We start from the raw sequence: 23,664 nt of genomic DNA, 5'->3' as shown, positions 1-23,664 counted from the left end.
CCTGAGGCGTACGCAGAGCGGTAGCGAGCCGCGCGGAGCGTCAGCGGCGTGCGGCGTCCCGCAGCGCGTCGCGTGCCTGCGCGTACGAGCCGAGCACGATCCGTACCGGTGTCAGCACGTACTCGTCGCCCACCTGCGCGACCCGCGCCGTCAGCCGCTGGTCGGCCCGGGCCCGGGCGCGCAGGGCGGCCCAGCGCACCACCGGCCGGGTCAACGCCGCCACCAGCAGCCCGGCCAGCAGGCCGCCGAGCAGCAGCACGGTCGGCAGCGGCACCTGGCCGACCATCGGGTTGTCCAGCGCGGGCAGGCCGAGCGCCCGCAGCGCGTAGCCGAGCACCAGCCAGCCCAGCCCGACCACGGCGGCGAGGGTGACCAACCACTGCACACCGCCGACGACCCGCCACCACAGCGGGCGACGGTCGAGGCCGAGGTCGGTGCCGGCGATCGTGCGATCCAGGGCGTCCGGTAGGTCGCCGAGGCGGGACCGGGCGGCGGAGGTCACCGCGCCGGGCCAGGCGGCGGGCAGGTCGGCGGCGGCCCGGTCGGCCACCGCGCGGATGGCGAGACCGAGCGCCGAGCGCTGGGCGGCCGTCGGGTCCGGTACCGAGGTGGCCGCCACCAGGCTCTCCGCCGGGTCGGCCTGGTCGCCGGTCGGGCCGGGCAGGTGCAGCCGACGCAGCGGGTCGGGCCGCAACCGCCGCCAGCCCCGCACCACGGGCCAGCCGGTGGCTGCGCCGGCCCGGTGCCGGTACGCCCGCTCCACGGCCTCGGTCACCGCCGGCACCCCGGCCGCCCCGGCCAGCGCCCGGTTCAGCCCGTTGACGGCGGTGTCGTCCGGCCCGCCCGCCGGCCGGGCCGAACCGACCAGCTCGTCCAGGCCGGCGACGACCGTGTCGACGTCACCCGCGAGCCGACGCAACGCGGCCTGCCGCTCGGCGACCGTGCGCTCCAGCGCGTTGCGCAGCCCGACCATCCCGGCCGGATCGATGGCGGTGGTGGCCAGCAGGGGCACCCCGGTCAGCCCGTCGGTGTCGAGCAGCCGACGCAGGTCGTCCAGGACCCGGGGCACCTCGGCCGGGGGCAGCCGGTCGGCCTGGTTGAGCACGACCACTGTGACCTCGCGGTGCCGGTGGAACTCGCGCAGGTAGCTGTCGTGGATGACCCGGTCGGCGTACTTCTGCGGGTCGACCACCCAGACCACCTGGTCGACCAGGCCCAGGAGTCGGTCCACCTCGAGCCGGTGCGATCGCTGCACCGAGTCGAAGTCGGGCAGGTCGAGCAGGATCAGCCCGTGCAGGGCCGTCTCGTCGTCCGCGTCCAGGGCGCTCTCCCGGACGAAGCGGTGTCGGGGCAGTACGCCGATCCAGTCGAGCAGATGGTTGGCGCCCTCCAGCGGCCCCCACACGCAGGCGTGGGTGACGCCGGTGGTCGGCCGGCGGACCCCGACCGGCGAGAGTTCCAGTTGGGCCAACGCGTTGAAGAGGCTGGACTTGCCGCTGCCCGTGGCACCGGCCAGGGCGACCACTGTGTGGTCCCGGGACAGCGCGAGCCGGGTGCCGGCCCGTTCGACCACTGTGTGCGCGGGCACCAGGTCGGCGTCCGGCAGCAGACCGTCCACGGCGGTCAGGAACCGGCGTACCGCGTCCAGGCGGGCGATCAGCGCGTCGGCGTCGACCCGCTGGTCCCCGCGGAACACCTCGCGTACCCGGCCGGCGATATTGCTCACCGGGAACCCTCCTCGTCGGCGGCGGACAGGCCGCTGCGGTGCCGGGCCAGCTCGACCCGGCCGGCGGCCCGGCGCAGCCCGTCCCCGGCGTCCTCGGCGGGGCGGGCGTCGGCGGTGCGGCTCAAAAAGCGGTCGGCCTCCGCGTCGAGCAGCGTCCGCACCCGGTCCAGCAGGTCGGTGCGGGCCTTGGCGGCGAGGGTACGCACCGCCTGGTCGCCGAAGATCGCCTGGAGGACGGCCTGCGCGGCGACAGTGGTACCGGCCCCGGTGGCCAGCTCCAGCCCGGTCGGGATGAACGCGGTGGAGGCGAAGACGGCGATCATCACGGCCAGCCCGGTGGCGTTCACCGCGTACGCGGCGGTGCGGGCCACGAACCGCTTGTCACCGCCCTCGACCCGGACCAGTTCCAGCACTCCGCGCTGCCAGTCGCGGACCATGCGCTCGGCGCGCTCGGGCAGGTCGTCGCTCGGGTGGGCGAGCGCCGGGTCGAGCAGCCCGGCGCCGGCCGGGTGTGCCTTCCACCCGGTGTACGCGGACTCGGCGGCCTCCGAGGCCACTCCGCGCAGCAGCGTCACCAGTTGGGACTCGATGGCGTTGCGCAGCTCGGCGGCGGGCGCCGGCCGACCGGTGACGGCGGCCACGACCCGGTCCCGGAGGCGGCCGATCCGTGCCTCCAGCGTGCGGAACAGCTCGCCGGTGCCGACGAACTCCTGCCAGCGGGCGAGCACCTCACCCCGGAGCAGCCGGCCGTCCTGGAGCCCCTGCTCGACGGTGCGCTCGGCACCCCGGTACGCGGCCCGGACCCGTTCGTCCAGCCCGTCGGCGGCGGCGAGCTGCTCGTCGGCGGCGTCGGCCAGATCCTCCACGGCGGGGTGGAGTGCCGCCAGCGCCCCGTCGAGGGTCTGGCGGACCACCGCCGCCCGCGCGTCCACGTCGGCGGCCAATCGGGCGAACCAGTCGGCCAGTGGGGCGGTGACTCCCTCGGGCAGCAGCCCCTGACCGTCGACCCAGGTCTCGGGCAACACGAACAGCGGCGCACGCCCGAGGTCCTGCTCGGCGAGCATCTCGGTCAGATGCGCGGCGATCTCGTCGGTGGCCTCGGCGGGCACCCGGTCCAGCACCATGGCGATCACCGCGCCGCGCGTCCGGGCACTGCGCAGCAGCTCCCAGGGCACCGCGTCGGCGTACCGGGCGGCGGTGGTGACGAAGAGCCACAGATCGGCGGCGGCCAGCAGCTGGGTGGCGAGCGCCCGGTTGGCGTCGACGACCGAGTCGATGTCGGGCGCGTCGAGGAAGGCCAGCCCGGCGGGCAGGGCCGGGGCGGTGACGAGGTGCAGGGCGCGCGGATCGTCGCTCGGCTCGGTGGTGCGGGTCAGCCCGGGCAGGAGGTCACCCTGCCGGAACCACGCCGCGTCGGAGGGGTTGCAGACCAGCACCGGTGAGCGGGTGGTCGGCCGGAGCACGCCGGCGGCGCTGACCCGGGCCTTGACCAGGCTGTTGACCAGGGTCGACTTACCCGCGCCGGTGGAGCCGCCGACCACCACGAGCAGTGGGGCGTCCAACCGGGCGAGCCGGGGCAGCAGGTAGTCGTCGAGTTGGTCGGTGAGTGCTGTGGCGCTGTGCCGGGCAGAGTTGGCGGAGGGCAGCGCGAGGGGATACCGGGTCGCGCCGATCGCCTCCCGGAGGCCCGACAGTGCGCCGGGGAGGCTGTCGTCCCCGGTGGTGGCGGGCGGCTCCTCCGCGGCGTCCGGCGGGTCGGTGCGGGCTGCGACGGCGGGCGCACCGGAACGGGTGGCGGGATCGCCGTGCGTCGTCACCGCTAAAGCGTGCCCGACCGATGCAAGGGAAGACAACCGGACGGTAATAACGGCTGGGTTGCGTCGGGTTGACTCAAGTCAACTTGACGATTGGCCAACGCGTGGCACTATTGAGTCAAGTTCACTCAACTTGTGGTGGGGCCCGCTGCGGGCGGTGCTCGCCAGCAGCCCACGGGCGATGCCCGTCACCTGCACAACCTTACGAAGCGAGGAAGCGAAGATGGCACGTGCGGTCGGTATCGACCTCGGCACGACGAACTCCTGCGTCAGCGTTCTCGAGGGCGGTGAGCCCACCGTCATCGCCAACGCTGAGGGGTCGCGGACGACTCCTTCGATCGTCGCGTTCGCCCGCAACGGCGAGGTGCTCGTCGGTGAGGTCGCCAAGCGCCAAGCGGTGACCAACCCGGACCGGACGATCCGGTCGGTCAAGCGCGAGGTCGGCACGAACTGGTCCGTCGACATCGACGGCAAGAAGTACACCCCGCAGGAGATCTCGGCCCGGACGCTGATGAAGCTCAAGCGGGACGCCGAGGCGTACCTGGGTGAGCAGATCACCGACGCGGTGATCACCGTTCCGGCCTACTTCAACGACAGCCAGCGCCAGGCCACCAAGGAGGCCGGTGAGATCGCCGGCTTCAACGTGCTGCGGATCGTCAACGAGCCGACCGCGGCCGCCCTGGCGTACGGGCTGGACAAGGGCTCCAAGGAGCAGACCGTCCTGGTCTTCGACCTCGGCGGCGGCACCTTCGACGTGTCGCTGCTGGAGCTGGCCGAGGGCGTCGTCGAGGTCAAGTCGACAAGCGGTGACAACCAGCTCGGTGGCGACGACTGGGACCAGCGGATCATCGACCACCTGGTCAAGACGTTCCGCGGTGAGCACGGCATCGACCTGGCTCAGGACAAGATGGCCCTCCAGCGGCTCCGCGAGGCAGCCGAGAAGGCCAAGATCGAGCTGTCCGCCGCCACCACCACCAACATCAACCTGCCGTACATCACCGCCGGCGCGGCCGGCCCGCTGCACCTCGACGTGACGCTCAGCCGCGCCGAGTTCCAGCGGATGACGCAGGACCTGCTGGACCGGTGCAAGGGCCCGTTCGAGCAGGCCGTGAAGGACGCCGGGATCAAGATCTCCGACGTCGAGCACGTCATCCTGGTCGGCGGCTCGACCCGGATGCCCGCCGTGACCGACCTGGTCAAGCAGCTCACCGGTCGCGACCCCAACAAGGGCGTCAACCCGGACGAGGTGGTCGCCGTCGGCGCCGCCCTCCAGGCCGGTGTGCTCAAGGGTGAGGTCAAGGACGTCCTGCTGCTCGACGTGACCCCGCTGAGCCTGGGCATCGAGACCAAGGGCGGCATCTTCACCAAGCTGATCGAGCGCAACACCACCATCCCGACCAAGCGTTCCGAGGTCTTCACCACGGCGGACGACAACCAGCCGTCGGTGCTGATCCAGGTGTTCCAGGGTGAGCGGGAGATCGCGGCGTACAACAAGAAGCTCGGCACCTTCGAGCTGACCGGCCTCCCGCCGGCGCCGCGCGGCGTGCCGCAGATCGAGGTCGCCTTCGACATCGACGCCAACGGCATCGTCAACGTGCACGCCAAGGACCTGGGCACCGGCAAGGAACAGAAGATGACGATCACCGGTGGCTCCTCGCTGCCGAAGGACGACATCGAGCGGATGCGCCGGGACGCCGAGGAGCACGCGGAGGAGGACAAGCGCCGCCGCGACGACGCCGAGACCCGCAACGTGGCCGAGGCGCTCCAGTGGCAGACCGAGAAGTTCCTCGCCGAGAGCGGCGACAAGCTGCCCGGTGAGAACCGCGAGCAGCTCAACGAGGCGCTCGGCGAGCTGCGTGGCGCCCTCGGCGGTCAGGACATCGAAAAGATCAAGTCGGCGCACGAGAAGCTGGCTCAGGTCTCCCAGCAGGCCGGTTCGCTGCTCTACTCGCAGCAGGCCGAGCAGGGTCAGCAGCCGGGTGGCGAGCCCGGCCCGGGTGCGACCGGCGCGACCGGTGCGACCGGCGCGCAGGCCGGCGGCGCCGACGACGTGGTCGACGCGGAAATCGTGGACGAGGACGGCAAGAAGTGACCGTCGGCCTCCGCCACGTTTCCACCGCGAAGGGGATGAGGTAGCCGCATGACGCAGAAGCCACGAGCCGCCGACCCGGGCGACACCGGGTCGACGCCGGGTGGCTCCGCGACCACGGAGCCGACCGGCGACGGGGAGCGGGTCGTCATCCGCAACAACCGCAAGCTCGTCGACACCGCCGAGCCGGAGGGGACCGCCGCCGACGCGGAGACCGGTGTGCCGGCCGAGGGTCTGGTCGAGGACGCCGAGGTCGTGGTCGACGAGATCGAGGTCGAGGTCAACTCCACCGACGGGCCGGAGCCGTCCGGTCCGCCGGTGGTGGACGCCCCGGCGCAGCCGGTGGACGGCGGCGGCACGGGCACCTCGCTCGGCGCCGAGCTGGAGGCGCTCCGGGCCGACCTCGACGAGCGGACCCGGGATCTGCAGCGGGTGTCGGCCGAGTACGCCAACTACCGCAAGCGGGTCGACCGCGACCGCAGCCTCGTACAGGAGCAGGCGACCGGCTCGGTGCTGGCCGCGCTGCTGCCGATCCTGGACGACCTGGACCGGGCCCGGGAACACGGCGACCTGGTCGGGCCGTTCGGCACGGTGGCGGAACAACTCACCACCGCGCTGGGCAAGTTCGGCCTGAACGCCTTCGGCGAGCAGGGCGACCCGTTCGACCCGACCCGGCACGAGGCGGTCGCGCACCAGACCTCGGCCGACGTCAGCGAGCCGACCTGCATACAGGTCATGCGACGCGGCTACCAGCTCGGTGAGCGGCTGCTGCGCCCCGCGCTGGTCGCGGTCGCGGATCCGGAATAGTGCCAGACAGTGACCGGGCCGTCCCGCCCACCGCTCAGCGGTGGGCGGGACGGCCGGGCCACCAGGGTCGGAAGGAGGTGGACCGGTGAGTTCGAAGGACTGGATCGAGAAGGACTTCTACGCCGTGCTCGGCGTGGACAAGGCCGCCTCCGCGGATGACATCAAGAAGGCGTACCGCAAGGTGGCCCGGGAGTCGCACCCGGACCACAACCCGGGCGACCCGAAGGCCGAGGAGCGGTTCAAGGCCGCGTCCGAGGCGTACAACGTGCTGTCGGACAGCGGCCGCCGTCGCGAGTACGACGAGATGCGTTCGCTGTTCGGCTCGGGCGCGTTCCGGCGCAACGCCCGGGGTGGGGGTCAGCCGGGCGGCATGCCGTTCGACGTCTCCGACATGTTCGGCGGCGGAGGCGGTGGCGGCGATCGTCGCTTCGGCGGCGCCGGCTTCCAGGACCTCTTCAGCTCGATCTTCAGTGGCGGTCAGGCCGGTGGGCAGGCCGCACCACACGGTCCGGCCCGTGGTCGGGACGTGGAGACCGAGGTGGCGCTGGACTTCGGCGACGCGGTGCGTGGAGTGACGCTGCCCCTGACGCTGCGCGCGCCGGGAGTCTGTGACACCTGCCACGGCAACGGGGCCAAGCCCGGCACCCAGCCGCGTACCTGCCCGGTCTGTCATGGTGCCGGCGTCACGACCCGCAACCAGGGGTCGTTCAGCTTCTCCGAGCCGTGCCGCAACTGCCAGGGCGTCGGCACCGTGGTCGAGGAGAAGTGCCCGGAGTGCCACGGCAGCGGCGGTGTCACCAAGACCCGCACCATGAACGTGCGCTTCCCAGCCGGTGTGGCCGACGGTCAACGCATCCGGCTGGCCGGGCGTGGCGAGCCGGGCGAGCGCGGTGGCCCAGCCGGCGACCTCTTCGTGCACGTCAAGGTTCGGCCGGACGAGCTGTTCGGGCGTACTGGAGACGACCTGACGCTGACCGTGCCGGTCACCTTCGCGGAGGCTGTGCTCGGCACGGACCTGCGGGTGCCCACGCTCGACGGCGCGGTGACCCTGCGGGTGCCGCCGGGGACGCCGAGCGGGCGGGTGCTGCGGGCCCGGGGCAAGGGTGTGGTCCGCCGCGACGGGCAGGCCGGTGACCTGCTGGTCACGCTGGACGTGGTGGTGCCGGCCCGGTTGTCGGACGAGGCGCGCACGGCGCTGGAGTCGTTCGCCGAGCAGACCCCGCCGGCGGCCCGGGAACATCTCGACGCACGGGTGCGTCGAGTCAGTTAGTCCGGTGGAATGGACGCGGAGGTGAGCGGGATGTCGGGCGAGTTCCTCGGTTCGGGCGACCCTGCCTACGAGGCCAAGGTGCTGATGATCTCGGTAGCGGCACGGATGGCGGGGATGCACCCGCAGACCCTGCGCCAGTACGACCGACTGGGGCTGGTGCAGCCCGGCCGGGCCGCTGGTGGCGGGCGTCGCTACAGCGTCCGGGACGTGGTGCTGCTGCGCGAGGTGCAGCGGCTCAGCCAGGACGACGGGATCAACCTGGCCGGCGTCAAGCGGATCATCGGGCTGGAGCGGCTGCTGGAGCAGGCGCAGCAGCGGGTGGCCCGGCTGGAGGCGGAGCTGGACGCCGCGTACCGCCGGGTGGCGGAGCTGGAGTCGCTGGCCCGCTTCCCAGGCCGGGATCTGGTGCCGACCAACCGCACGTCCACCGCCCTGGTGGTGTGGCGCCCCCGCCGGACGCCCGATCGCTGACCTGCCGCTCACCCGGATCCGTCTTCTCGGCCCGGACCGTGCCGGATTCCCGGCGCGGTCCGGGCCGCTTCGGTTAGCCTGTCGACAAGGGTCCAATCGGCTCAATTCGGACCTACCGGCATGGCGATGGGGGAGCGATGGCGGAACCGGCGAAGAAGGTGGCCCAGCAGACCGAGGACCGGTTGGAGAACCTGGCCGAGACCGTCCGCAAGAAGTTCGACAAGGTGACCGACGGGACCTACCGGGACCGGATCATCGCGGGCCGGTTCGCCGAAGACGGCGACCATACCGGCGAACGGGGCCGAGCCGAGACGGAACGCAAGCAGGACTGACCGGTGACCGACGTGCGGGCCGGGACCCACGGGGGGTCCCGGCCCGTTCGCCGTCGGAAGTGCGGGCGTGAATCGTTTGCGACATCAGCTCCAAAGGGCCGCACACAGCAACAACACCCCGCCGCCGCGGGCAAGGAAGCCGGCCACCCTGAGCCGTCTCAGCCGAGGCGGCGGTTTTCGCGGACCAGGCCGCCCTCGCACCAGTCCCGGTAGACGAAGAGCTCCGGTCGGGCCAACAGCACCCGGCCGTTGTGCGCCCAGACCCTCATCAGCTCGTCGCCGTCACGCTCGGCCTGTTCGACGAGCTTGCGGAAGCGCCGCTTGGGGTGGGCGCGGAAGTTGGTCCGGATGCCGTCGGCCGCGTAGATGTAGAGGCAGTGCAGCGCGAAACGTCGGGCCGGGCAGGTTGGATCCATCGCTAAGTCGAAGAGTGTCAACACCAGCCGGTCGCCGGAGACCAGCAGGTCCCAGTCGGGTGGCATCGAGGCCAACGGCACCGAATCGGGCTTGTACGCCCAAGCTCGCAACTCCGCCGGAGTCGGATCGACGGGGTTGGCGAAGCCGTGGAACGTCGACTCCTGCACGCTCACCGGCCAACCTTCCGCTCTCGCCCGCGTCTGGCAACGCTGCCTGCGGATCGTGGCTGCTGGGGCGAAACGGTAACCCGCCGCCGGGTGCTGCGGTAGTCCCCGTCGGGAGCAATTCCGCAACCGTTGGCATGGGCGGTTCCACCGCATCGACGGGGCAGCCGATGATGCCCCTATGACGATCCATGTTCGACGGTTCCGGCGGGGCGCCGAGGCCCAGTTCGTCTCGGGACTGGAGTGGCTTTTCGCCCCTCCCGGCAGCCGTCCCGAAGATTGGGACCGCGACCGCGCCGTCGAGCGGACCGCCCAATTGCTCGCCCACGAGGACGTCGCACTCTTCGCCGCGCGATCCGATAAAGATCAGTTGGTCGGTGTGGCCAGCGTCTACGTGGACATCCTCTCGGTGCGCTTCGGCCGTCGGGCTTCGATCGAGGATCTCGCCGTGCACCCCGAGTGGCGCTCCCGGGGTGTCGGCTCCAGCCTCCTGGCAGCGGTCAGGGCGTGGGCGCGCGAGCAGGGTGCCGACTACGTCTTCCTGGAGTCCGGCCTCGCCCGGGCCGAGGCGCACCGCTTCTACCTCCGCGAGGGTGCGACCCACGCCGCCGCGGCATTCAGGTGGAGCTCAGTGCGGTGAGTCGACGACCGGGATCGGCTCCCGCCGTTGGGCCGCCGCGCGGTTGCGCAGCCACCGCTTGAACCACGGGAAATCGGGCAGCCGAGCCAGGATCGGCCCGGTCACCACGGTGATCAGGACGTACGTCGCGGCCAGCGCTGCCAACCGCGGCTCGACGCTCCCGGCAGCCACCGCGAGACCGGCGATGACGATGGAGAACTCACCTCGGGGTACGAGTGCCAGGCCGGCACGCCAACGACCGGGTTCCGCGATGCCGACCCGGCGGGCGGCAAGGTAGCCGGTGAGCGTCTTCGTCGCCATGGTGACCACGGCCAACCCGAGCGCCGGCAGCAGCACCGGCGGGATGTCCCGTGGATCGGTGACCAGGCCGAAGAAGACGAAGAACACCGCCGCGAACAGGTCCCGCAGCGGCGAGAGCAACTCGGTCGCGTGGTGAGCCACCGGGCCGGAGAGCGCGATGCCGACCAGGAACGCGCCGACCGCCGCCGACACCTGGAGCTTCGCCGCGAGCCCGGCGATCAGCAGAGTCAGACCGAGTACGCCGAGCAGCAGCGCCTCCGGGTCCTTCGCCGACAGGGCGGAGGAGATGAGGTGGCCGTACCGGATGGCGACGACCAGCACGAGCAGCACAGTGCCCACCGCGACGGCGAGTGCGATGCCGCCACCGAGCAGGCCGGTGCCGGCCAGCACGGCAGTGACCAGCGGCAGGTAGAGCGCCATCGCCAGGTCCTCGATCACGAGGACCGACAGGATCACCGGGGTTTCCCGGTTACCGAGTCGTCCCAGGTCGGCGAGGACCTTGGCGATCACGCCGGAGGAGGAGACCCAGGTGATGCCGCCGAGCACCAGGGCGGCGACCCAGTCCCAGCCGAGCAGCAGGGCGAAGGCCGCGCCGGGCAGCGCGTTGAACACGCCGTCGATCAGCCCGGCCGGGGCCGCCGACCGGAGGTTGCCGACCAGTTCGTTGGCCGAGTACTCCAGGCCGAGCATCACCAGCAGCAGGATGACGCCGATCTCGGCGCCCACCGCGAAGAACTCCTCGCTGGCGGCGAGCGGAAGTAGCCCACCGTGCCCGAAGGCCAGCCCGGCGAGCAGGTAGAGGGGGATGGGTGACAGGCCTACCCGGCGGCTCAGCCGACCGAGGACGCCAAGCAGCAACAGCAGCGCGCCGACTTCGACGAGCAGAGTGGTGGAATCGTGCATCCGCCTCAGCCGTCCGGGTCACTGTCGGCGAGGATGGCGGACACGCCGTCGAGACCTCTACGGGTCCCGACAACGACCACCACATCGCCGGCCGCGAAGCGGAAGGAGGGGAGTGGCGAGACGATCACTTCGCCTTCACGCAGTACAGCCACGATGGAGGCGCTGGTGCGGGTACGCGCCTTGGTGTCCCCGAGCTTCCGGTTGACGTACGGGGACCCGGCCGTGATGGCGATCTGCTCGGTGAGCAGACCGGCGGCCTGCTCGCGGAGCCCGGAGAGCTGGCCGAGCATCAGCGACGCGCCGAGGATGTCGGCCAGAGCCTCGGCCTCGTCATCGGTCAGCGGAATGTCCGACTGGCAGGCGTCGGGGTCATCGGGATCGTAGAGAACGAGATCACGGCGGCCATTGCGGTGGGAAACGACGCCCAGGCGACGTCCGGACTCCGTCACCAGATCGTGACGTACCCCGATCCCGGGTAAGGCGGTCTGCTCGACACGTACTCGCACCCTCCAAGGCTACCGCTTCGTGAACAGAGCGCAGATCTTGGAGGAACAGCCCTCCCCTGGCCTGCCCGGTCCGGATACCGCGACTTTCTGAAAGCCGAGTGGATCAAGCGGCTGGCGCCCGCCCCGGTCGAGCGGAGCGGGCACCGATCAATTTCGGGTCAGCGGAGGCTGGCGAAGAACTCGCGGATGTCGGCGACCAGCACCTCGGTGGCCTGGTGGGCCGCGTAGTGGCCGCCGACGTCGCCCCGGCCGTCGACATCGGTCTCGTACGCCGTCCACCGGACGATGTTCGCGTGGTCCCGATCGGCGAAGCGGCGGATGGACTGGAAGTCGCCGGGGAACATGGCCAGCGCGGTCGGGGCGGTGGTCGGATCGGTCGGCGGCTCGCCGGCGTGTGCGTCCTCCCAGTAGAGCCGGATCGCCGAGGCGGCCGTGCCGGTGAACCAGTAGAGCGCCACGTTGGCCAGGATGAAGTCGGCGTCCAGGCTCTCGTCGAAGAGTTGGGCGTTCCAGGCGAGCAGCCCCACCGGCGAGTCGGCCAGCGCGAACGCCAGGGTCTGCGGCTGCTGACTGTGCACCTGGTTGAAGGAGAACTTGTTCTCGTAGAACCACTGGAGGTGCCCGAGCGCCGCCTGGTCGGCCTCGGAGAGGCCGGCGAACTCGGCCGGGTCGCCCGAGGGGAACGAGAAGAGTTGGGTGACGTGAACGCCGAGCACCCGCTCCGGATCGACCCGGCCCAGCTCCGGCGCGATCATCGAGCCGGCGTCGTTGCCGACCGCGCCGTAGCTGTCGTACCCCAGTCGGTCCATCAGCTCGGCCCAGGCGCGGGCGATGCGGTACCGGTTCCAGCCGGCGCTGCGGGTCGGGCCGGAGAAGCCGAAGCCCGGCAGTGACGGGACGACCACGTGGAAGGCCGGCGCGTCCGGGTCGGTCGGCTCGGTGAGCGGGGCGATCACATCGAGGTACTCCAGCACCGAACCGGGCCAGCCGTGGGTGAGCACCAGCGCCGTGGCGTCCGGCCGGGACGACCGGACATGCAGGAAGTGGATCTGCTCGCCGTCGATCTCGGTAACGAACTGCGGGTGAGCGTTCAGGCGGGCCTCGACGGCACGCCAGTCGAACCCGCCTCGCCACCGGTCGACGAGGTCGCGCACCCGGTCGTTGCTCATCCCGTACGAGTCGCCGGCGCCGGGCAGGTCGGCGGGCCAGAGGGTGCGGTCCAGCCGGGCGGCCAGGTCGTCGAGGGCGGTCTGCGGGATCTCGGCGCGGAACGGGCGGATCGCGATGTCGCTCATGCTGGAACTCCTTCGGAACGGAATGTTTCGTTCTGCAATCACCATAGCAGAGCGGAACAATCCGTTCCACTGTTAGGCTGGGCGCATGTCAACGACTTCCGGCAAGACGCTGGGCGGTCGCCGCGCCCAGGCCGCCCGCAACGACGAGGTCATCCTCGAAGCCGCCCGCGCCGTCTTCCTCGACGACCCGAAGGCCCCGATCGCCGCCGTCGCGGAGCGCGCGGGCGTCGGCATCAGCGCCCTCTATCGGCGCTACGCGGGCAAGGAGGACCTGCTGCGTCAGCTCTGCCACGACGGGCTGCGCCGCTACGTCGCGGAGGCCGAGACCGCCCTCGACGAGCCGGACGACTGGGCCGCGTTCACCGGCTTCCTGGCCCGGGTGGTCGACGCCGACGTGCACTCGCTCACCGTCCACCTGGCCGGCACCTTCACCCCGACCGAGGAGATGGGCAGGGACGCGATGCGCGCCGGCGAGTTGGCCACAGCCCTGGTCGACCGGGCCCACGCCAGCGGGCGGCTGCGCCCCGACGCCGTCGTACACGATCTGGGGTTGTTGTTGGAGGCGTGCGCCGCGGTCCGCGTACCCGATCCGGAGCGGACCCGCCAACTGCGCCGCCGGCAGCTCGCGGTCCTGCTGGCCGGCCTGTCGTCGGTGCCGGACGCGGACCCGCTGCCCGGCCCGCCCCCGGCGGCCGGCGAGTTCGACTGGCGGTGGCGGCGCCGGGAGTGATGGGCGTCACGCGCTAAGGTTGAGCGGAATACGCTCAACTCTGGTTGTGTCCAACCCAATGGACAACGCCGATCCGGGGGAGCCCATGAACACCGAAAGACTCACCACCAAGAGCCGCGAAACCATCACGGGCGCTGTCGCGCTGGCCAACCAGCGTGGCCACGCCACAGTGGAGCCCTGGCACCTGCTCCTGTCACTCCTGGACACCGACGGCTCGACCGCCACCGGTCTGCTGCGCGCCGTCGGGGCCGACCCGGCCGAGCTGCGCCAGGCCGCCCAGCGCGCTGTCGACAACCTGCCGGCGGCGCGCGGCTCCAGCATCGCCGAGCCGACGTTGGCTCGGGAGTTCGTCAACGCCATCGGCGCCGCCGAGCAGATCGCCCGGCCGCTGGGCGACGAGTACACCTCCACCGAGCACCTGCTCGCCGGCCTGGCCCGGGTGGGCGGAGCGGTGTCCGGCGCTCTGAAGACCGCCGGTGCCACCGAGGAGGCCCTGGTCGCCGCCTTCCCGACCGTCCGCGGTGGGGACCGTCGGGTCACCACAGCCGACCCCGAGCAGACCTACCAGGCCCTGACCAAGTACGGCGTCGACCTCACCGCCAGCGCCCGGGACGGCAAGATCGACCCGGTCATCGGCCGGGACTCCGAGATCCGTCGGGTCATCCAGGTGCTCTCCCGGCGTACCAAGAACAACCCGGTGTTGATCGGTGAGCCCGGCGTCGGCAAGACCGCAATCGTTGAGGGCCTGGCCCAGCGGATCGTCACGGGCGACGTGCCCGAGTCCCTGCGCGACAAGAAGCTGATCTCGCTGGACCTCGGCGCGATGGTCGCCGGCGCGCAGTACCGGGGTCAGTTCGAGGAGCGGCTGAAGTCCGTCCTGGAGGAAATCAAGAACTCCAACGGGCAGGTCATCACCTTCCTCGACGAGCTGCACACCGTCGTCGGCGCCGGCAAGGGCGAGGGCTCGATGGATGCCGGCAACATGCTCAAGCCGATGCTGGCCCGTGGTGAGCTGCGGATGGTGGGCGCCACCACGCTGGACGAGTACCGCGAGCACATCGAGAAGGACCCGGCGCTGGAGCGCCGTTTCCAGCCGGTGCTGGTCGGTGAGCCGACCATCGAGGACACCATCGGCATCCTGCGCGGGCTCAAGGAGCGCTACGAGGTGCACCACGGCGTACGGATCACCGACGCCGCGCTGGTGGCCGCCGCGACGCTGTCCGACCGTTACATCACCGACCGGTTCCTGCCGGACAAGGCGATCGACCTGGTCGACGAGTCCGCGTCCCGGCTCCGAATGGAGATCGACTCGCGTCCGGTCGAGGTGGACGAGATCGAGCGGGCGGTCCGCCGGTTGGAGATCGAGGAGATGGCCCTGGCCAAGGAGCCGGACGCCGCCTCGGCCGAGCGGTTGGAGCGGCTCCGCAAGGAGTTGGCCGACAAGCGCGAGCAGCTCACAGTGCTCTCCGAGCGCTGGCAGACGGAGAAGAGCCACATCACCAAGCTCTCCACCGCCAAGGAGGAGTTGGAACGCCTCGGCGGTGAGGCCGAGCGGGCCGAGCGGGACGGCGAGCTGGAACGCGCCGCCGAGCTGCGCTACGGCCGGATCCCCGCCCTGAAGGTCGAGCTGAAGCAGGCCGCAGAGGAGCTGGCCCAGCTCCAGGCCGACGGCGCGATGCTCAAGGAGGAGGTCGGCGCGGACGACATCGCCGCGGTGGTCGCCTCCTGGACCGGCATCCCCGCCGGCCGCCTGCTGGAGGGTGAGACGGCCAAGCTGCTGCGGATGGAGGAGTCGCTGGGCGGCCGGGTGGTCGGCCAGACCGAGGCGGTCGGCGCGGTCTCCGACGCGGTACGCCGTGCCCGGGCCGGTATCGCCGACCCGGATCGCCCGACCGGCAGCTTCCTCTTCCTCGGCCCCACCGGTGTCGGCAAGACCGAGCTGGCCAAGGCGCTCGCCGAGTTCCTCTTCGACGACGAGCGGGCCATGGTCCGCATCGACATGAGCGAGTACGGCGAGAAGCACTCGGTCGCTCGCCTGGTCGGTGCCCCGCCCGGCTACGTCGGTTACAACGAGGGTGGTCAGCTCACCGAGGCGGTGCGCCGACGGCCGTACTCGGTGGTGCTGCTGGACGAGGTGGAGAAGGCCCACCCGGACGTCTTCGACGTGCTGCTCCAGGTGCTCGACGACGGCCGGCTCACCGACGGCCAGGGCCGCACTGTGGACTTCCGCAACGCGATCCTGATCCTCACGTCCAACCTCGGGTCGTCGGTGATCAGCGACCTGACGCTCGCCGACGAGCAGCGCCGGGAGGGCGTGCTGGCAGTGGTCCGGTCGCACTTCAAGCCGGAGTTCCTCAACCGGCTGGACGACATAGTGGTCTTCGCCTCGCTGCGCGGGGACGACCTGCGCTCCATCGTCGACATCCAGTTGAACCGGATGCGAAACCGTCTTGCGGACCGCCGATTGGCACTGGACGTCACCGAGTCCGCCGGTCAGTGGCTGGCCGAGCACGGCTACGACCCGATCTACGGCGCCCGCCCGCTCCGCCGGCTGGTCCAGACCGCAATCGGAGATCAACTGGCGAAGGCCCTCCTGTCCGGCCAGATCCGCGACGGCGAAACGGTGAAGGTGGACCGCGCCACCGATACCAACACCCTCTCCGTCACCGCCGCCTGATCCGTCGCACCCGGGCCGATCCCGCCTCGCAGGCGGGGTCGGCCCGACCCGTTCTGCGCCCCACCGGCGCCCCGCCGGGACGCTCCGTAGCTGCCGTATCACCAGACAATGATGTGTTTCTCCAGGTGCGCGGGGTTGTTACCGTTCCGGCCGACGCACTTGGGGAGGTGGTCGGCATGAACGGTCCCGTGGCTTACCTGGTGACGACGCTGGGGTGTCTGATCGGAGTCGCCGGGGTCGTGGTGGCGGTGGTGGCGGTGCGCAAGGGCCGCAAGGCCGCCCGACCGGCGGCACCCGTGGACCCGTTCAGGGACACCGACAGTGACGCGCTCCGCGGCGACCCGCGCAGGCTCAAGCCCGGCGACATCGTCGAGATCCGCCGGGTGTCGTACGCGGTCCGGGGCTCGGTGCATCTGAATGAGGGCGGCTGGAGCTGGGCCGAGCACCTGCTGGACACCGTCGAGGGCGACAAGCGCTGGCTCTCCGTGGAGGAGGACCCGGACCTGGAGCTGGTGCTGTGGACCGCCGAGCCGGCCGCCACGATCACCCCGGGTGCGTCCACCCTCGACTTCGCCGGCCGCCGCTACGCCTCGGAGGAGTCCGGTCAGGCCCGCTTCACGGCCACCGGCAGCACCGGCCTCGACCCCAGTGGCACCCTCCGGTACCACGACTACCGGGCCCAGGGCGGCGAACGGCTCTCCTTCGAGGCGTACGGCCAGGCCGGCTGGGAGGTCGCCCGGGGCGAGCAGTTGCACCGCGCCGACGTGATGGTGTACCCGCAGGCCGGGCCGGAGGCCAGCTGACGTGTTGGTGAGCCTCCACGCCCCGTACGTCGACACCTGCGCCGCCGACCTGAGCCTGGCACTCGGCGGCCCGGAGCGGCCCGCGTTGCACGTCCGCGACCTCACGCTGCCCGGGGACGTCCGGCTGCGGCTGCGCCTGCTCGGCGCGTCCCACCAGGTCGTGCTGGCCGAACCCGGCGGTGCGGCCGCACTCACCGAGACGGTCGCCTGCCTGCCTGGTCGGCCGCCGCACCTGCCCGGCGCCCTGCACGACGAGGCGGGCGGCTACCGCTTCACCGCCAGCGTGCTGCGCCCCGCCGACGGTGAGTTGCACACCCGGATCGCCGGGCTCCGCGCCGACCTGGCCGACGACCCGTACGCCCTGGTCGGAGTCTTTCCCGGTGACCCGGACGCGGTCACCGCGCTGGCAGTGCGCACCGACCTGCCGTACCGGTCGGTCGGCTGGCGTACCTGGCACGCGTACCCCCAGACCAATGAGCTGGTCCTGACCGAGACGGTGGTGGCACTGCCATGACATACCGACGCTGGTTCGTGGTGGGCGCGGCGACGGCCGTGGTCGGCGTGCTGGTCGCGGCCTTCGCGCTCGTCAACGGCACCTTCTCCCCGCGCGCCTACGTGCAGGACAGGTACTCGCGAGCGGCCAGCCGGGACGTCGGCCGGGAAGCGACCGCGTACACCTCGTCCAAGTCACCGACCAGTGTCGCCAAGGAACTGACCGACGCGTGGAAGCCGTCCGACCGGTACGCCGACAGCAGCGGCGTCTACCTGCGCTACGACGACGACTCGGTGGTGATCCTGCCGATCGCCACCGGCTCGGTGATCCTGCTTGAGGACATGGACACCGCTCACCCCCGCTACCACTCGACCGTCGGGTCGTACTGGGGCTGGGGACGCGGCAGCAGCGTTCGGGGCGGCGGCCCCGGCGCCGGCAAGTAGCCCGACGCCCGACCCCTTCACCTGGAGCCCTTCCGTGCAGAACCTCGTCACCGATCTGCTGGCCACCCTCGCCTTCGGCGCGGTCGGCGTCGTCCTCATGGGCGTCGGCTACGCGCTGGTCGACCTGACCACTCCTGGCAAGCTTCACGAACTGATCTGGACCGAGCGCAACCGCAACGCGGCGCTGCTGCTCGCGTCCAACCTGCTCGGCGTCGGCACCATCGTGGTCGCGGCGATCGTCGCCAGCGACGACGACTTCGCCCTGGGGCTGGTCGGCGCGGCGGCGTACGGGATCGTCGGCCTGGTCATCATGGCCGCCGCGTTCCTGCTGCTCGACGCGGTGACCCCGGGCCGGCTCGGCAAGCTGCTGGTCGACCCGGAGCCGCACCCCGCAGTGTGGGTGTCGGCCGTGGTGCACGTGGCCACCGGCGCGATCATCGCCGCCGCGATCCTCTGATGACCGGGGGACCGCGACCGGGCGGTGCCGGCCGGCCGTACCCGGGGCGGTCATGAGCACCGGGGCGCCGCCGGTGGTCGACGGCGGCACCGAGGCCCGGCCGCACTGGCGGCTGGCCCGCGCGGCGGTGCTGGTCGCGGTCTTCGTCTGCGCCGCCTGCGGGCTGGTCTACGAGCTGGCCCTGGTGGCGCTCGGCAGCTACCTGATCGGCGACACCGTCGGGCAGGCGTCGATCGTGCTCGGCGTGATGGTCTTCGCGATGGGGGTCGGCGCGCTGGTCGCGAAGCCGTTGCAGTCCCGGGCCGCCGCTGCGTTCGCGGTGATCGAACTGACCCTGGCCCTGCTCGGTGGTCTGTCCGTGCTCGGCCTCTACGCCGCCTTCGCCTGGCTCGACCTGTACGGCCCGGCGCTGGTCGGCACCGCCTTCGTGCTGGGCCTGCTGATCGGCGCGGAGATTCCGCTGCTGATGGTGATGCTGCAGCGCATCCGGGAGCAGGCCGCCGGCAGTGCGGTGGCCGACCTGTTCGCCGCCGACTACGTCGGCGCGCTGCTCGGCGGGCTCGCCTTTCCGTTCCTGTTGATCCCCGTCTTCGGCCAGCTCAAGGGTGCCCTTGTGGTCGGCGCGGTGAACGCGGTGGCCGGTCTCGCCCTGGTCTGCACGGTGTTCCGGAGGGAGCTGAGCCGCCGGGCCCGGCTCGTCCTCGGCGCCGGCTCTGTCGTGGTCGCGCTCTGCCTGGGGTACGCCTGGGTGACCGCCGCCGACTTCGAGGTGACCGCCCGGCAGCAGCTCTACCGGGACCCCGTGGTGTACGCCGAACGCTCCCGTTACCAGGAGATCGTGCTGACCCGGTCGGTGCGGGAGGTCGGCCACGCCGACACCGACCTGCGGTTGTTCCTCAACGGTGATCTCCAGTTCAGTTCGGTCGACGAGTACCGCTACCACGAGGCGCTGGTGCATCCGGCGATGCGCGGCCCGCGCGGCGACGTCCTGGTTCTCGGTGCCGGCGACGGCCTCGCCGTCCGGGAGATCCTGCGGTACCCGGACGTCCGCCGGGTGACAGTTGTCGACCTCGACCCGGCGGTGGTGGCGCTGGCCAGCACCGTGCCGCAACTGCGGGCGCTCAACGGCGGCTCGCTCGACGACCCCCGCGTACGGGTGCTGAACACTGACGCGTTCGGCTGGCTGCGTACCGCCGCCGAGCGCTTCGACGTGGTGGTCGCCGATTTGCCCGACCCGGACGAGACGGCCACCGCCAAGCTCTACACCGTCGAGTTCTACGCGCTGATCAGGTCGGTGCTCGCCGAGCAGGGACGGCTGGTGGTGCAGTCCGGCTCGCCGTACTTCGCGCCCCGCTCATACTGGTCGATCGATGCGTCGGTGCGGGAAGCCGGCTTCGCCACAGTGCCGTACCACGTCGACGTGCCGTCCTTCGGCGACTGGGGTTTCCTGCTGGCCACGGCGGGAACCGTCCCGCCGGTGCTGGAACTGCCGGCCGACGCGCCCAGGCTGCGTTTCCTCGACCCGGACGTGCTGCGGGCGGCGGCGGCCTTTCCGCCCGACCGCGCCCGCCTGAACGTGCCCCCCAGCACCCTCCTCCAACCGAGGGTTCTCGACTACGCCCGCACGGAGTGGCGCGGCTACTGACCCCACCAGTTGACGCCTGAACACGGCGGCTGTGTCAGAAGAGTCCGCTCATGGCGCAAACCTCTTGATTAACGGGATGGAGTGGGGGTGGACGGGGAAAGGGTGGAGGCATGTTTGGGATGCGGAAGGCTTGGGAGCGCGAATTGAGCGCCGCCGTCGACGAGTTGGTGGCGGCTGACACGCTCGCCTTTGGTGGGGTGGGGATCGCGGGCACGCTGTTGCCGGTGACGGAGGCGTACCACCGGGTCGAGGCCGCCCTCAGCGACCACTCTGAGGAGGTACGCCGCCAGCTCGACCGGGTGCTGGCCGACGGCACACCCGCCGGCCGGGCGTACGCGGCCACGTTGTTGGAGCGGGTCGACCCGGAGGCGGCCCGAGCGGCCTGGACGTCGCTGCGGGATGACCCGAGCGAGTTCACCACCTTCGTCGGCTGCGTGATGGACCGCGAAACCCTCGGCACGTACGCCAGTCGGCGGCTCGCCGCAGCATGATCCATTCGCCGGTCGGTGCTGCCCGATTGGTTCTGCCGGTCGCCGACGCCGCGCCGTACGTTGCGAGCCATGAGCCCGCCCGCCACCGCGCCGCGTCCGCCCCGCCCGGCCACCGTGACCATCGCCTTCTGGTTGCAACTGGCCGTGGTGCTGGTGCTGCTCGGCCTGGCCGCGCTGACGGTGGCCCAGGCGGTGCACTTCGACGGCCAGATCGACCGCGCGGTACGACTGGTGCCGGACGCCGACCCGGACGAGGTGACAGGCGAGCGGCAGGGCAACGTCGCGACGGCGCTGATCTTCGGCGTGCCGGCGGTGCTGCTCGCGGTCTGGCTGGCCGCCACGGTCGTCCCGGTCCGGCGGGGCGGCAACGTCGCGCGGATCCTGGTCTTCGTGGCCAGTGGCGCACAGCTGCTGGTCTGTTTCGCGCAGTGCTGTTCCGGAGGGTTTCTCGTGCCGCTGCTGGCCATGCCGGAGATCGCGGCGGAGCCGCCACCGGATTGGGACGACGAGTGGGAGACCTCGACGTTCTTCGACACGCTCTACGCCGGCACCGATCCCTGGGACGACCTGTTCTTCCCCGCGGCAGGGCTGGGTGTGCTCACCGTTCTGGCCCTCTCCGCAGCCGTGGTCCTGCTGCTCGCGCTGCCGCCGGCGAACCGCTGGTTCGTGCCGCGTACCGCGAACGACGCCTTGCCCGGCCCGGCCTGGGCGATGCCCGTTCCTGCCTACACCCCGACCGGTTACGGATATCCGACAGCTCCGCTCGTGCCGGGCTTCCTGCCGCCGAACCAGCCACTTCCACCCGGCTACCTGATCTGCCCCGACCCGGCCGCGCACCTGACGCCGGGCGCGTCGGGCACCTCACCAGGGCCGACCGAACCGCCGCCGGCGCCTCCGAAGGACCCACCCGACCACCTTCGCTAGCTGAGCTGTCGGCCACAGCGCGGGCCTTCCTGGTGCCGAGGGTTGTTACCGTCTGCGCCGACGTACCTGGGGAGGTGGTCGGGTGGACGCGCTGGTGACGTGCCTGGTGGCGGCTGTTGCCGTACTCGCGGTGGTAGTGGTCGTAGTGCGGGCACGCCGACGGCCGACGGGCCGGCCCGACGGCCAGCCGGCGGAGCCACCGCGCGGCGGCCCGCTCCGCCTGACTCCTGGCGACCGCGTGCGGATCCGCGAGCGGGAGTACGCGGTGAGTGCCACGATCCGCCTGGTCGAGGGCGACTGGAGTTGGGTTCAGCACCTCCTCGACGACGACTCCGGCACCCGTCACCGGCTCTCCGTGGAGGACGGCCCCGAGCTCGAGCTGGTGTTCTGGACCGCCGAACCGGGCGCCACCGTCACCCCGGGCGCCCCGACCATCGAACTCGGCGGGCGGCGCTACACCTGGGCCGAGACCGGGCAGGCGCGTTACACCGCCACCGGCGAGACCGAGTTGCCGTCGGCCGGGACGATGCGCTACCACGACTACCAGTCCGGTGGCGCCGCGCGGCTCTCCTTCGAGGCGTACGGCGAAGAGGGTTGGCGGGTCGCCCGCGGTGACCTGCTCGACCCCGCCGACCTGACGATCCGCCCGCCCCGTGCCTGAGGCTCGCTGAGCCGGACCGGACGGACGCGCCGGGCTCGTCACGGCATGCCGAACTGGCCGGTTGTCGATACGGTGTGGGCGCGATCTTAGGGAAGGAGAATCGTGGTCGATTCCCAGAGCACGCCGGCCCGTCAGCGGCCATCCATTGTGTCGATTTCCAGTTACCTGCTCTTCCTGTTCCTGGCACTTCAGGTGATCAGTCTGATCATCACGCTCAGCACCTTCGGCAAGACGCGGGACGCGCTCCGTGCGGCGTACGAGGGCAGCGCCACCGACGGTGAGCAGGTGGCCGACGTCTTCGCCGTCATTGGCATCGGCGGGAGCATCGTCCTGCTGCTGCTCGCGGTCGTGCTGGGCGTGCTGGCCCTGTTCAACAACCAGGGCCGCAACGGCGCCCGGATCACCACCTGGATCGTCGGCGGCATCATGGTCTGCTGCGTGGGCGGTGGCCTGCTCAGCAACGCGGCCGGCGGCTTCAACACCGGTGGCGGGACGCCCGACGGCGGGCCGAGCCCCGAGGAGATCCAGCGTCGCCTGGAGGAGGCCCTGCCCTCCTGGGTCACCCCGGTCAGCCTCCTGCTCGGCGTGCTCAGCCTGATCGCGCTGATCGCGGCGCTCGTCCTGCTGGCTCTGCCGAAGGCCAACCCGTTCTTCCGCAAGCAGACCGCCGGCTGGGAGCCGCCGACCCCGGGCGCCAGCTACCCGGGTAACCCGCAGGCGCCCGGCCAGCCGGGCTACCCGCAGGCATCGGGTGAGCCGGGTTATCCGTCGAGTGGGGAGCCGAGCTACCCGCCGCCACCGGCCGCGAACCGGCCGGACGACACGCCGCCCACGGATCGGCCCGGGTCAACCCCGCCGCCGACCAGCTGACGGCTCGATAAGCACGACGCCGACGATCCCTCCGAGTAGGTTGCAACCCGACGCCTACCGGAGGGATTCGTCGTGTCGTACCCGGAATCGGCACCGGCCCGTCGGCCCGCCGCCGTCCTGTCGGCCACTGCCGTGCTGTTGGTGATGGCGGTCGCGGCGCTCGCGTACGCCGTGGTCGACCTGGTGGTGCTGGGCGGGACGGTCGACGCGTTCCGCTCCGCCGCCCGCGACACCTCGGCGAGCCCGGAGCAGATCGACGACGTGGTGACTCTGCTCCGCGCTTCTGCGGTGCTGTCGGCGGTGGTGGCGGTGCTCTCCGCGCCGTTGCTCGCCGGCCTGGCCCTGGGGCTGTTGACCGGTCGTAACGGCGTCCGGGTGGCGACCTGGGTGGTCAGCGGGCTCGGCCTGCTCGCCGGCTGCTGCAGCGTGGCGGTGGTCGTCGGCGAACGGTCCGCGCCACTGCAACTGGGCTCCGGCGAGCAGGCTCTCGCCGAGTTGCTGGGTCTGATCGGCGGCGCCTACCCGTCCTGGTGGATCCCACTCAACGCCGGGCTTTCCGTCGCACAGGCGCTCGGTTACCTTGTAGTAGCTACGCTGCTGGCGCTGCCGACGGCGAACAGCTGGTTCGGCCGCCACCGCTCGACCGCGCCAACCGCACCGCCCGTGTTCACGCCAGCCACGCACCAGCCCCAGTCGGCGCCGCATACGCCCCCGTACCCGCCCAGGTGAGGACCAC

General features: G+C 71.6%; 24 protein-coding genes. 18 read left to right on the top strand and 6 right to left on the bottom strand.

The window, feature by feature from the left end:
* Positions 1-40: 40 nt before the first annotated feature.
* Positions 41-1,726, bottom strand: a complete 1,686-nt coding sequence (locus GUI43_RS26360) for a GTPase (RefSeq protein WP_112700017.1) — start codon at positions 1,724-1,726, stop codon at positions 41-43.
* Positions 1,723-3,543: a GTPase domain-containing protein gene (locus GUI43_RS26355; protein ID WP_112586094.1), complete on the bottom strand. Its 1,821-nt coding sequence runs from the start codon at positions 3,541-3,543 to the stop codon at positions 1,723-1,725. The genes GUI43_RS26360 and GUI43_RS26355 overlap by 4 nt, the downstream gene beginning before the upstream one ends.
* Positions 3,544-3,763: 220 nt before the next feature.
* Here GUI43_RS26355 and dnaK point away from each other — a divergent pair, with 220 nt between their 5' ends.
* The 5 genes from dnaK to GUI43_RS26330 all read left to right on the top strand — a co-directional run bounded on the left by dnaK (position 3,764) and on the right by GUI43_RS26330 (position 8,509).
* Positions 3,764-5,632: a molecular chaperone DnaK gene (gene dnaK, locus GUI43_RS26350; protein ID WP_112586096.1), complete on the top strand. Its 1,869-nt coding sequence runs from the start codon at positions 3,764-3,766 to the stop codon at positions 5,630-5,632.
* A gap of 48 nt (positions 5,633-5,680) precedes the next feature.
* Positions 5,681-6,436: a nucleotide exchange factor GrpE gene (gene grpE, locus GUI43_RS26345; protein WP_112603339.1), complete on the top strand. Its 756-nt coding sequence runs from the start codon at positions 5,681-5,683 to the stop codon at positions 6,434-6,436.
* Positions 6,437-6,521: 85 nt separating this feature from the next.
* A complete protein-coding gene (gene dnaJ, locus GUI43_RS26340) occupies positions 6,522-7,706 on the top strand; it encodes a molecular chaperone DnaJ (protein ID WP_112586100.1) in 1,185 nt (394 codons plus the stop codon).
* Between the two features lie 30 nt (positions 7,707-7,736).
* Complete coding sequence (locus GUI43_RS26335) at positions 7,737-8,177, top strand: heat shock protein transcriptional repressor HspR (protein ID WP_030332087.1); 441 nt, start codon at positions 7,737-7,739, stop codon at positions 8,175-8,177.
* Positions 8,178-8,314: 137 nt separating this feature from the next.
* A complete protein-coding gene (locus tag GUI43_RS26330) occupies positions 8,315-8,509 on the top strand; it encodes a hypothetical protein (RefSeq protein WP_112586102.1) in 195 nt (64 codons plus the stop codon).
* A 158-nt stretch (positions 8,510-8,667) separates the two neighbouring features.
* Here the strand turns inward: GUI43_RS26330 and GUI43_RS26325 are convergent, their stop codons facing one another.
* Positions 8,668-9,099 carry a hypothetical protein gene (locus tag GUI43_RS26325; protein ID WP_112586103.1) on the bottom strand — a complete coding sequence of 144 codons (432 nt, stop codon included), beginning with the start codon at positions 9,097-9,099 and terminating at the stop codon, positions 8,668-8,670.
* A gap of 172 nt (positions 9,100-9,271) precedes the next feature.
* Here GUI43_RS26325 and GUI43_RS26320 point away from each other — a divergent pair, with 172 nt between their 5' ends.
* Positions 9,272-9,730, top strand: a complete 459-nt coding sequence (locus GUI43_RS26320) for a GNAT family N-acetyltransferase (protein ID WP_112586106.1) — start codon at positions 9,272-9,274, stop codon at positions 9,728-9,730.
* Here GUI43_RS26320 and GUI43_RS26315 read toward each other — a convergent pair.
* The 3 genes from GUI43_RS26315 to GUI43_RS26305 form a co-directional block, all read right to left on the bottom strand.
* Entirely contained in the window at positions 9,719-10,933 is a 1,215-nt protein-coding gene (locus tag GUI43_RS26315; RefSeq protein WP_112586108.1) for a cation:proton antiporter, read from the bottom strand. The two genes, GUI43_RS26320 and GUI43_RS26315, sit on opposite strands and share 12 nt — an antisense overlap.
* Before the next feature lie 5 nt (positions 10,934-10,938).
* On the bottom strand, positions 10,939-11,439 hold the full coding sequence (locus GUI43_RS26310) for a cation:proton antiporter regulatory subunit (protein WP_030332098.1): 501 nt from the start codon (positions 11,437-11,439) through the stop codon (positions 10,939-10,941).
* Between the two features lie 158 nt (positions 11,440-11,597).
* The gene (locus tag GUI43_RS26305; protein ID WP_112586111.1) at positions 11,598-12,734 is read right to left on the bottom strand and encodes an epoxide hydrolase family protein; all 1,137 of its coding nucleotides are present in this window, start codon (positions 12,732-12,734) and stop codon (positions 11,598-11,600) included.
* An 85-nt stretch (positions 12,735-12,819) separates the two neighbouring features.
* Here GUI43_RS26305 and GUI43_RS26300 point away from each other — a divergent pair, with 85 nt between their 5' ends.
* The 12 genes from GUI43_RS26300 (at position 12,820) to GUI43_RS26245 (ending at position 23,657) form a co-directional block, all read left to right on the top strand.
* Complete coding sequence (locus tag GUI43_RS26300) at positions 12,820-13,464, top strand: TetR/AcrR family transcriptional regulator (protein WP_112586113.1); 645 nt, start codon at positions 12,820-12,822, stop codon at positions 13,462-13,464.
* An 85-nt stretch (positions 13,465-13,549) separates the two neighbouring features.
* On the top strand, positions 13,550-16,141 hold the full coding sequence (gene clpB, locus GUI43_RS26295; protein WP_112700016.1) for an ATP-dependent chaperone ClpB: 2,592 nt from the start codon (positions 13,550-13,552) through the stop codon (positions 16,139-16,141).
* 176 nt (positions 16,142-16,317) lie between these two features.
* Positions 16,318-16,944, top strand: a complete 627-nt coding sequence (locus tag GUI43_RS26290) for a DUF4178 domain-containing protein (RefSeq protein ID WP_112603363.1) — start codon at positions 16,318-16,320, stop codon at positions 16,942-16,944.
* A 1-nt stretch (position 16,945) separates the two neighbouring features.
* Positions 16,946-17,458: a DUF2617 family protein gene (locus tag GUI43_RS26285; protein ID WP_112603345.1), complete on the top strand. Its 513-nt coding sequence runs from the start codon at positions 16,946-16,948 to the stop codon at positions 17,456-17,458.
* The gene (locus GUI43_RS26280) at positions 17,455-17,880 is read left to right on the top strand and encodes a DUF4247 domain-containing protein (RefSeq protein ID WP_112586117.1); all 426 of its coding nucleotides are present in this window, start codon (positions 17,455-17,457) and stop codon (positions 17,878-17,880) included. Before GUI43_RS26285 ends, GUI43_RS26280 begins: the two co-directional genes overlap by 4 nt.
* Before the next feature lie 34 nt (positions 17,881-17,914).
* On the top strand, positions 17,915-18,337 hold the full coding sequence (locus tag GUI43_RS26275; protein WP_112700015.1) for a DUF350 domain-containing protein: 423 nt from the start codon (positions 17,915-17,917) through the stop codon (positions 18,335-18,337).
* A 52-nt stretch (positions 18,338-18,389) separates the two neighbouring features.
* The gene (locus tag GUI43_RS26270; RefSeq protein ID WP_112700014.1) at positions 18,390-19,982 is read left to right on the top strand and encodes a polyamine aminopropyltransferase; all 1,593 of its coding nucleotides are present in this window, start codon (positions 18,390-18,392) and stop codon (positions 19,980-19,982) included.
* A 119-nt stretch (positions 19,983-20,101) separates the two neighbouring features.
* Positions 20,102-20,473, top strand: a complete 372-nt coding sequence (locus tag GUI43_RS26265) for a hypothetical protein (RefSeq protein WP_249037852.1) — start codon at positions 20,102-20,104, stop codon at positions 20,471-20,473.
* 69 nt (positions 20,474-20,542) lie between these two features.
* On the top strand, positions 20,543-21,397 hold the full coding sequence (locus tag GUI43_RS26260; RefSeq protein ID WP_112700012.1) for a hypothetical protein: 855 nt from the start codon (positions 20,543-20,545) through the stop codon (positions 21,395-21,397).
* Positions 21,398-21,479: 82 nt separating this feature from the next.
* Positions 21,480-22,058, top strand: a complete 579-nt coding sequence (locus tag GUI43_RS26255; RefSeq protein WP_112586128.1) for a DUF4178 domain-containing protein — start codon at positions 21,480-21,482, stop codon at positions 22,056-22,058.
* A 102-nt stretch (positions 22,059-22,160) separates the two neighbouring features.
* A complete protein-coding gene (locus GUI43_RS26250) occupies positions 22,161-22,928 on the top strand; it encodes a hypothetical protein (RefSeq protein WP_112603357.1) in 768 nt (255 codons plus the stop codon).
* A 72-nt stretch (positions 22,929-23,000) separates the two neighbouring features.
* Positions 23,001-23,657 (top strand): hypothetical protein, encoded by a 657-nt coding sequence (locus tag GUI43_RS26245; protein WP_112700011.1) that lies wholly within the window; start codon positions 23,001-23,003, stop codon positions 23,655-23,657.
* The last annotated feature ends 7 nt before the right edge of the window (positions 23,658-23,664 follow it).

Origin of the sequence: Micromonospora noduli (genome assembly GCF_003264365.1) — a bacterium.
GTDB lineage: Bacteria > Actinomycetota > Actinomycetes > Mycobacteriales > Micromonosporaceae > Micromonospora > Micromonospora noduli.
The sequence above is the reverse complement of the archived record's forward strand: the minus strand, read 5'-3'. Positions and strand labels throughout refer to the sequence as shown.

What these genes read in the sequence shown, in the direction of transcription:
- dnaK (WP_112586096.1), top strand. Translation starts at nt 3,764, where the DNA reads ATGGCACGTGCGGTCGGTATCGACCTCGGCACGACGAACTCCTGCGTC.
- grpE (WP_112603339.1), top strand. Translation starts at nt 5,681, where the DNA reads ATGACGCAGAAGCCACGAGCCGCCGACCCGGGCGACACCGGGTCGACG.
- GUI43_RS26335 (WP_030332087.1), top strand. Translation starts at nt 7,737, where the DNA reads ATGTCGGGCGAGTTCCTCGGTTCGGGCGACCCTGCCTACGAGGCCAAG.
- GUI43_RS26330 (WP_112586102.1), top strand. Translation starts at nt 8,315, where the DNA reads ATGGCGGAACCGGCGAAGAAGGTGGCCCAGCAGACCGAGGACCGGTTG.
- GUI43_RS26320 (WP_112586106.1), top strand. Translation starts at nt 9,272, where the DNA reads ATGACGATCCATGTTCGACGGTTCCGGCGGGGCGCCGAGGCCCAGTTC.
- GUI43_RS26315 (WP_112586108.1), bottom strand. Translation starts at nt 10,933, where the DNA reads ATGCACGATTCCACCACTCTGCTCGTCGAAGTCGGCGCGCTGCTGTTG.
- GUI43_RS26305 (WP_112586111.1), bottom strand. Translation starts at nt 12,734, where the DNA reads ATGAGCGACATCGCGATCCGCCCGTTCCGCGCCGAGATCCCGCAGACC.
- GUI43_RS26300 (WP_112586113.1), top strand. Translation starts at nt 12,820, where the DNA reads ATGTCAACGACTTCCGGCAAGACGCTGGGCGGTCGCCGCGCCCAGGCC.
- clpB (WP_112700016.1), top strand. Translation starts at nt 13,550, where the DNA reads ATGAACACCGAAAGACTCACCACCAAGAGCCGCGAAACCATCACGGGC.
- GUI43_RS26290 (WP_112603363.1), top strand. Translation starts at nt 16,318, where the DNA reads ATGAACGGTCCCGTGGCTTACCTGGTGACGACGCTGGGGTGTCTGATC.
- GUI43_RS26280 (WP_112586117.1), top strand. Translation starts at nt 17,455, where the DNA reads ATGACATACCGACGCTGGTTCGTGGTGGGCGCGGCGACGGCCGTGGTC.
- GUI43_RS26270 (WP_112700014.1), top strand. Translation starts at nt 18,390, where the DNA reads ATGAGCACCGGGGCGCCGCCGGTGGTCGACGGCGGCACCGAGGCCCGG.
- GUI43_RS26265 (WP_249037852.1), top strand. Translation starts at nt 20,102, where the DNA reads ATGCGGAAGGCTTGGGAGCGCGAATTGAGCGCCGCCGTCGACGAGTTG.
- GUI43_RS26260 (WP_112700012.1), top strand. Translation starts at nt 20,543, where the DNA reads ATGAGCCCGCCCGCCACCGCGCCGCGTCCGCCCCGCCCGGCCACCGTG.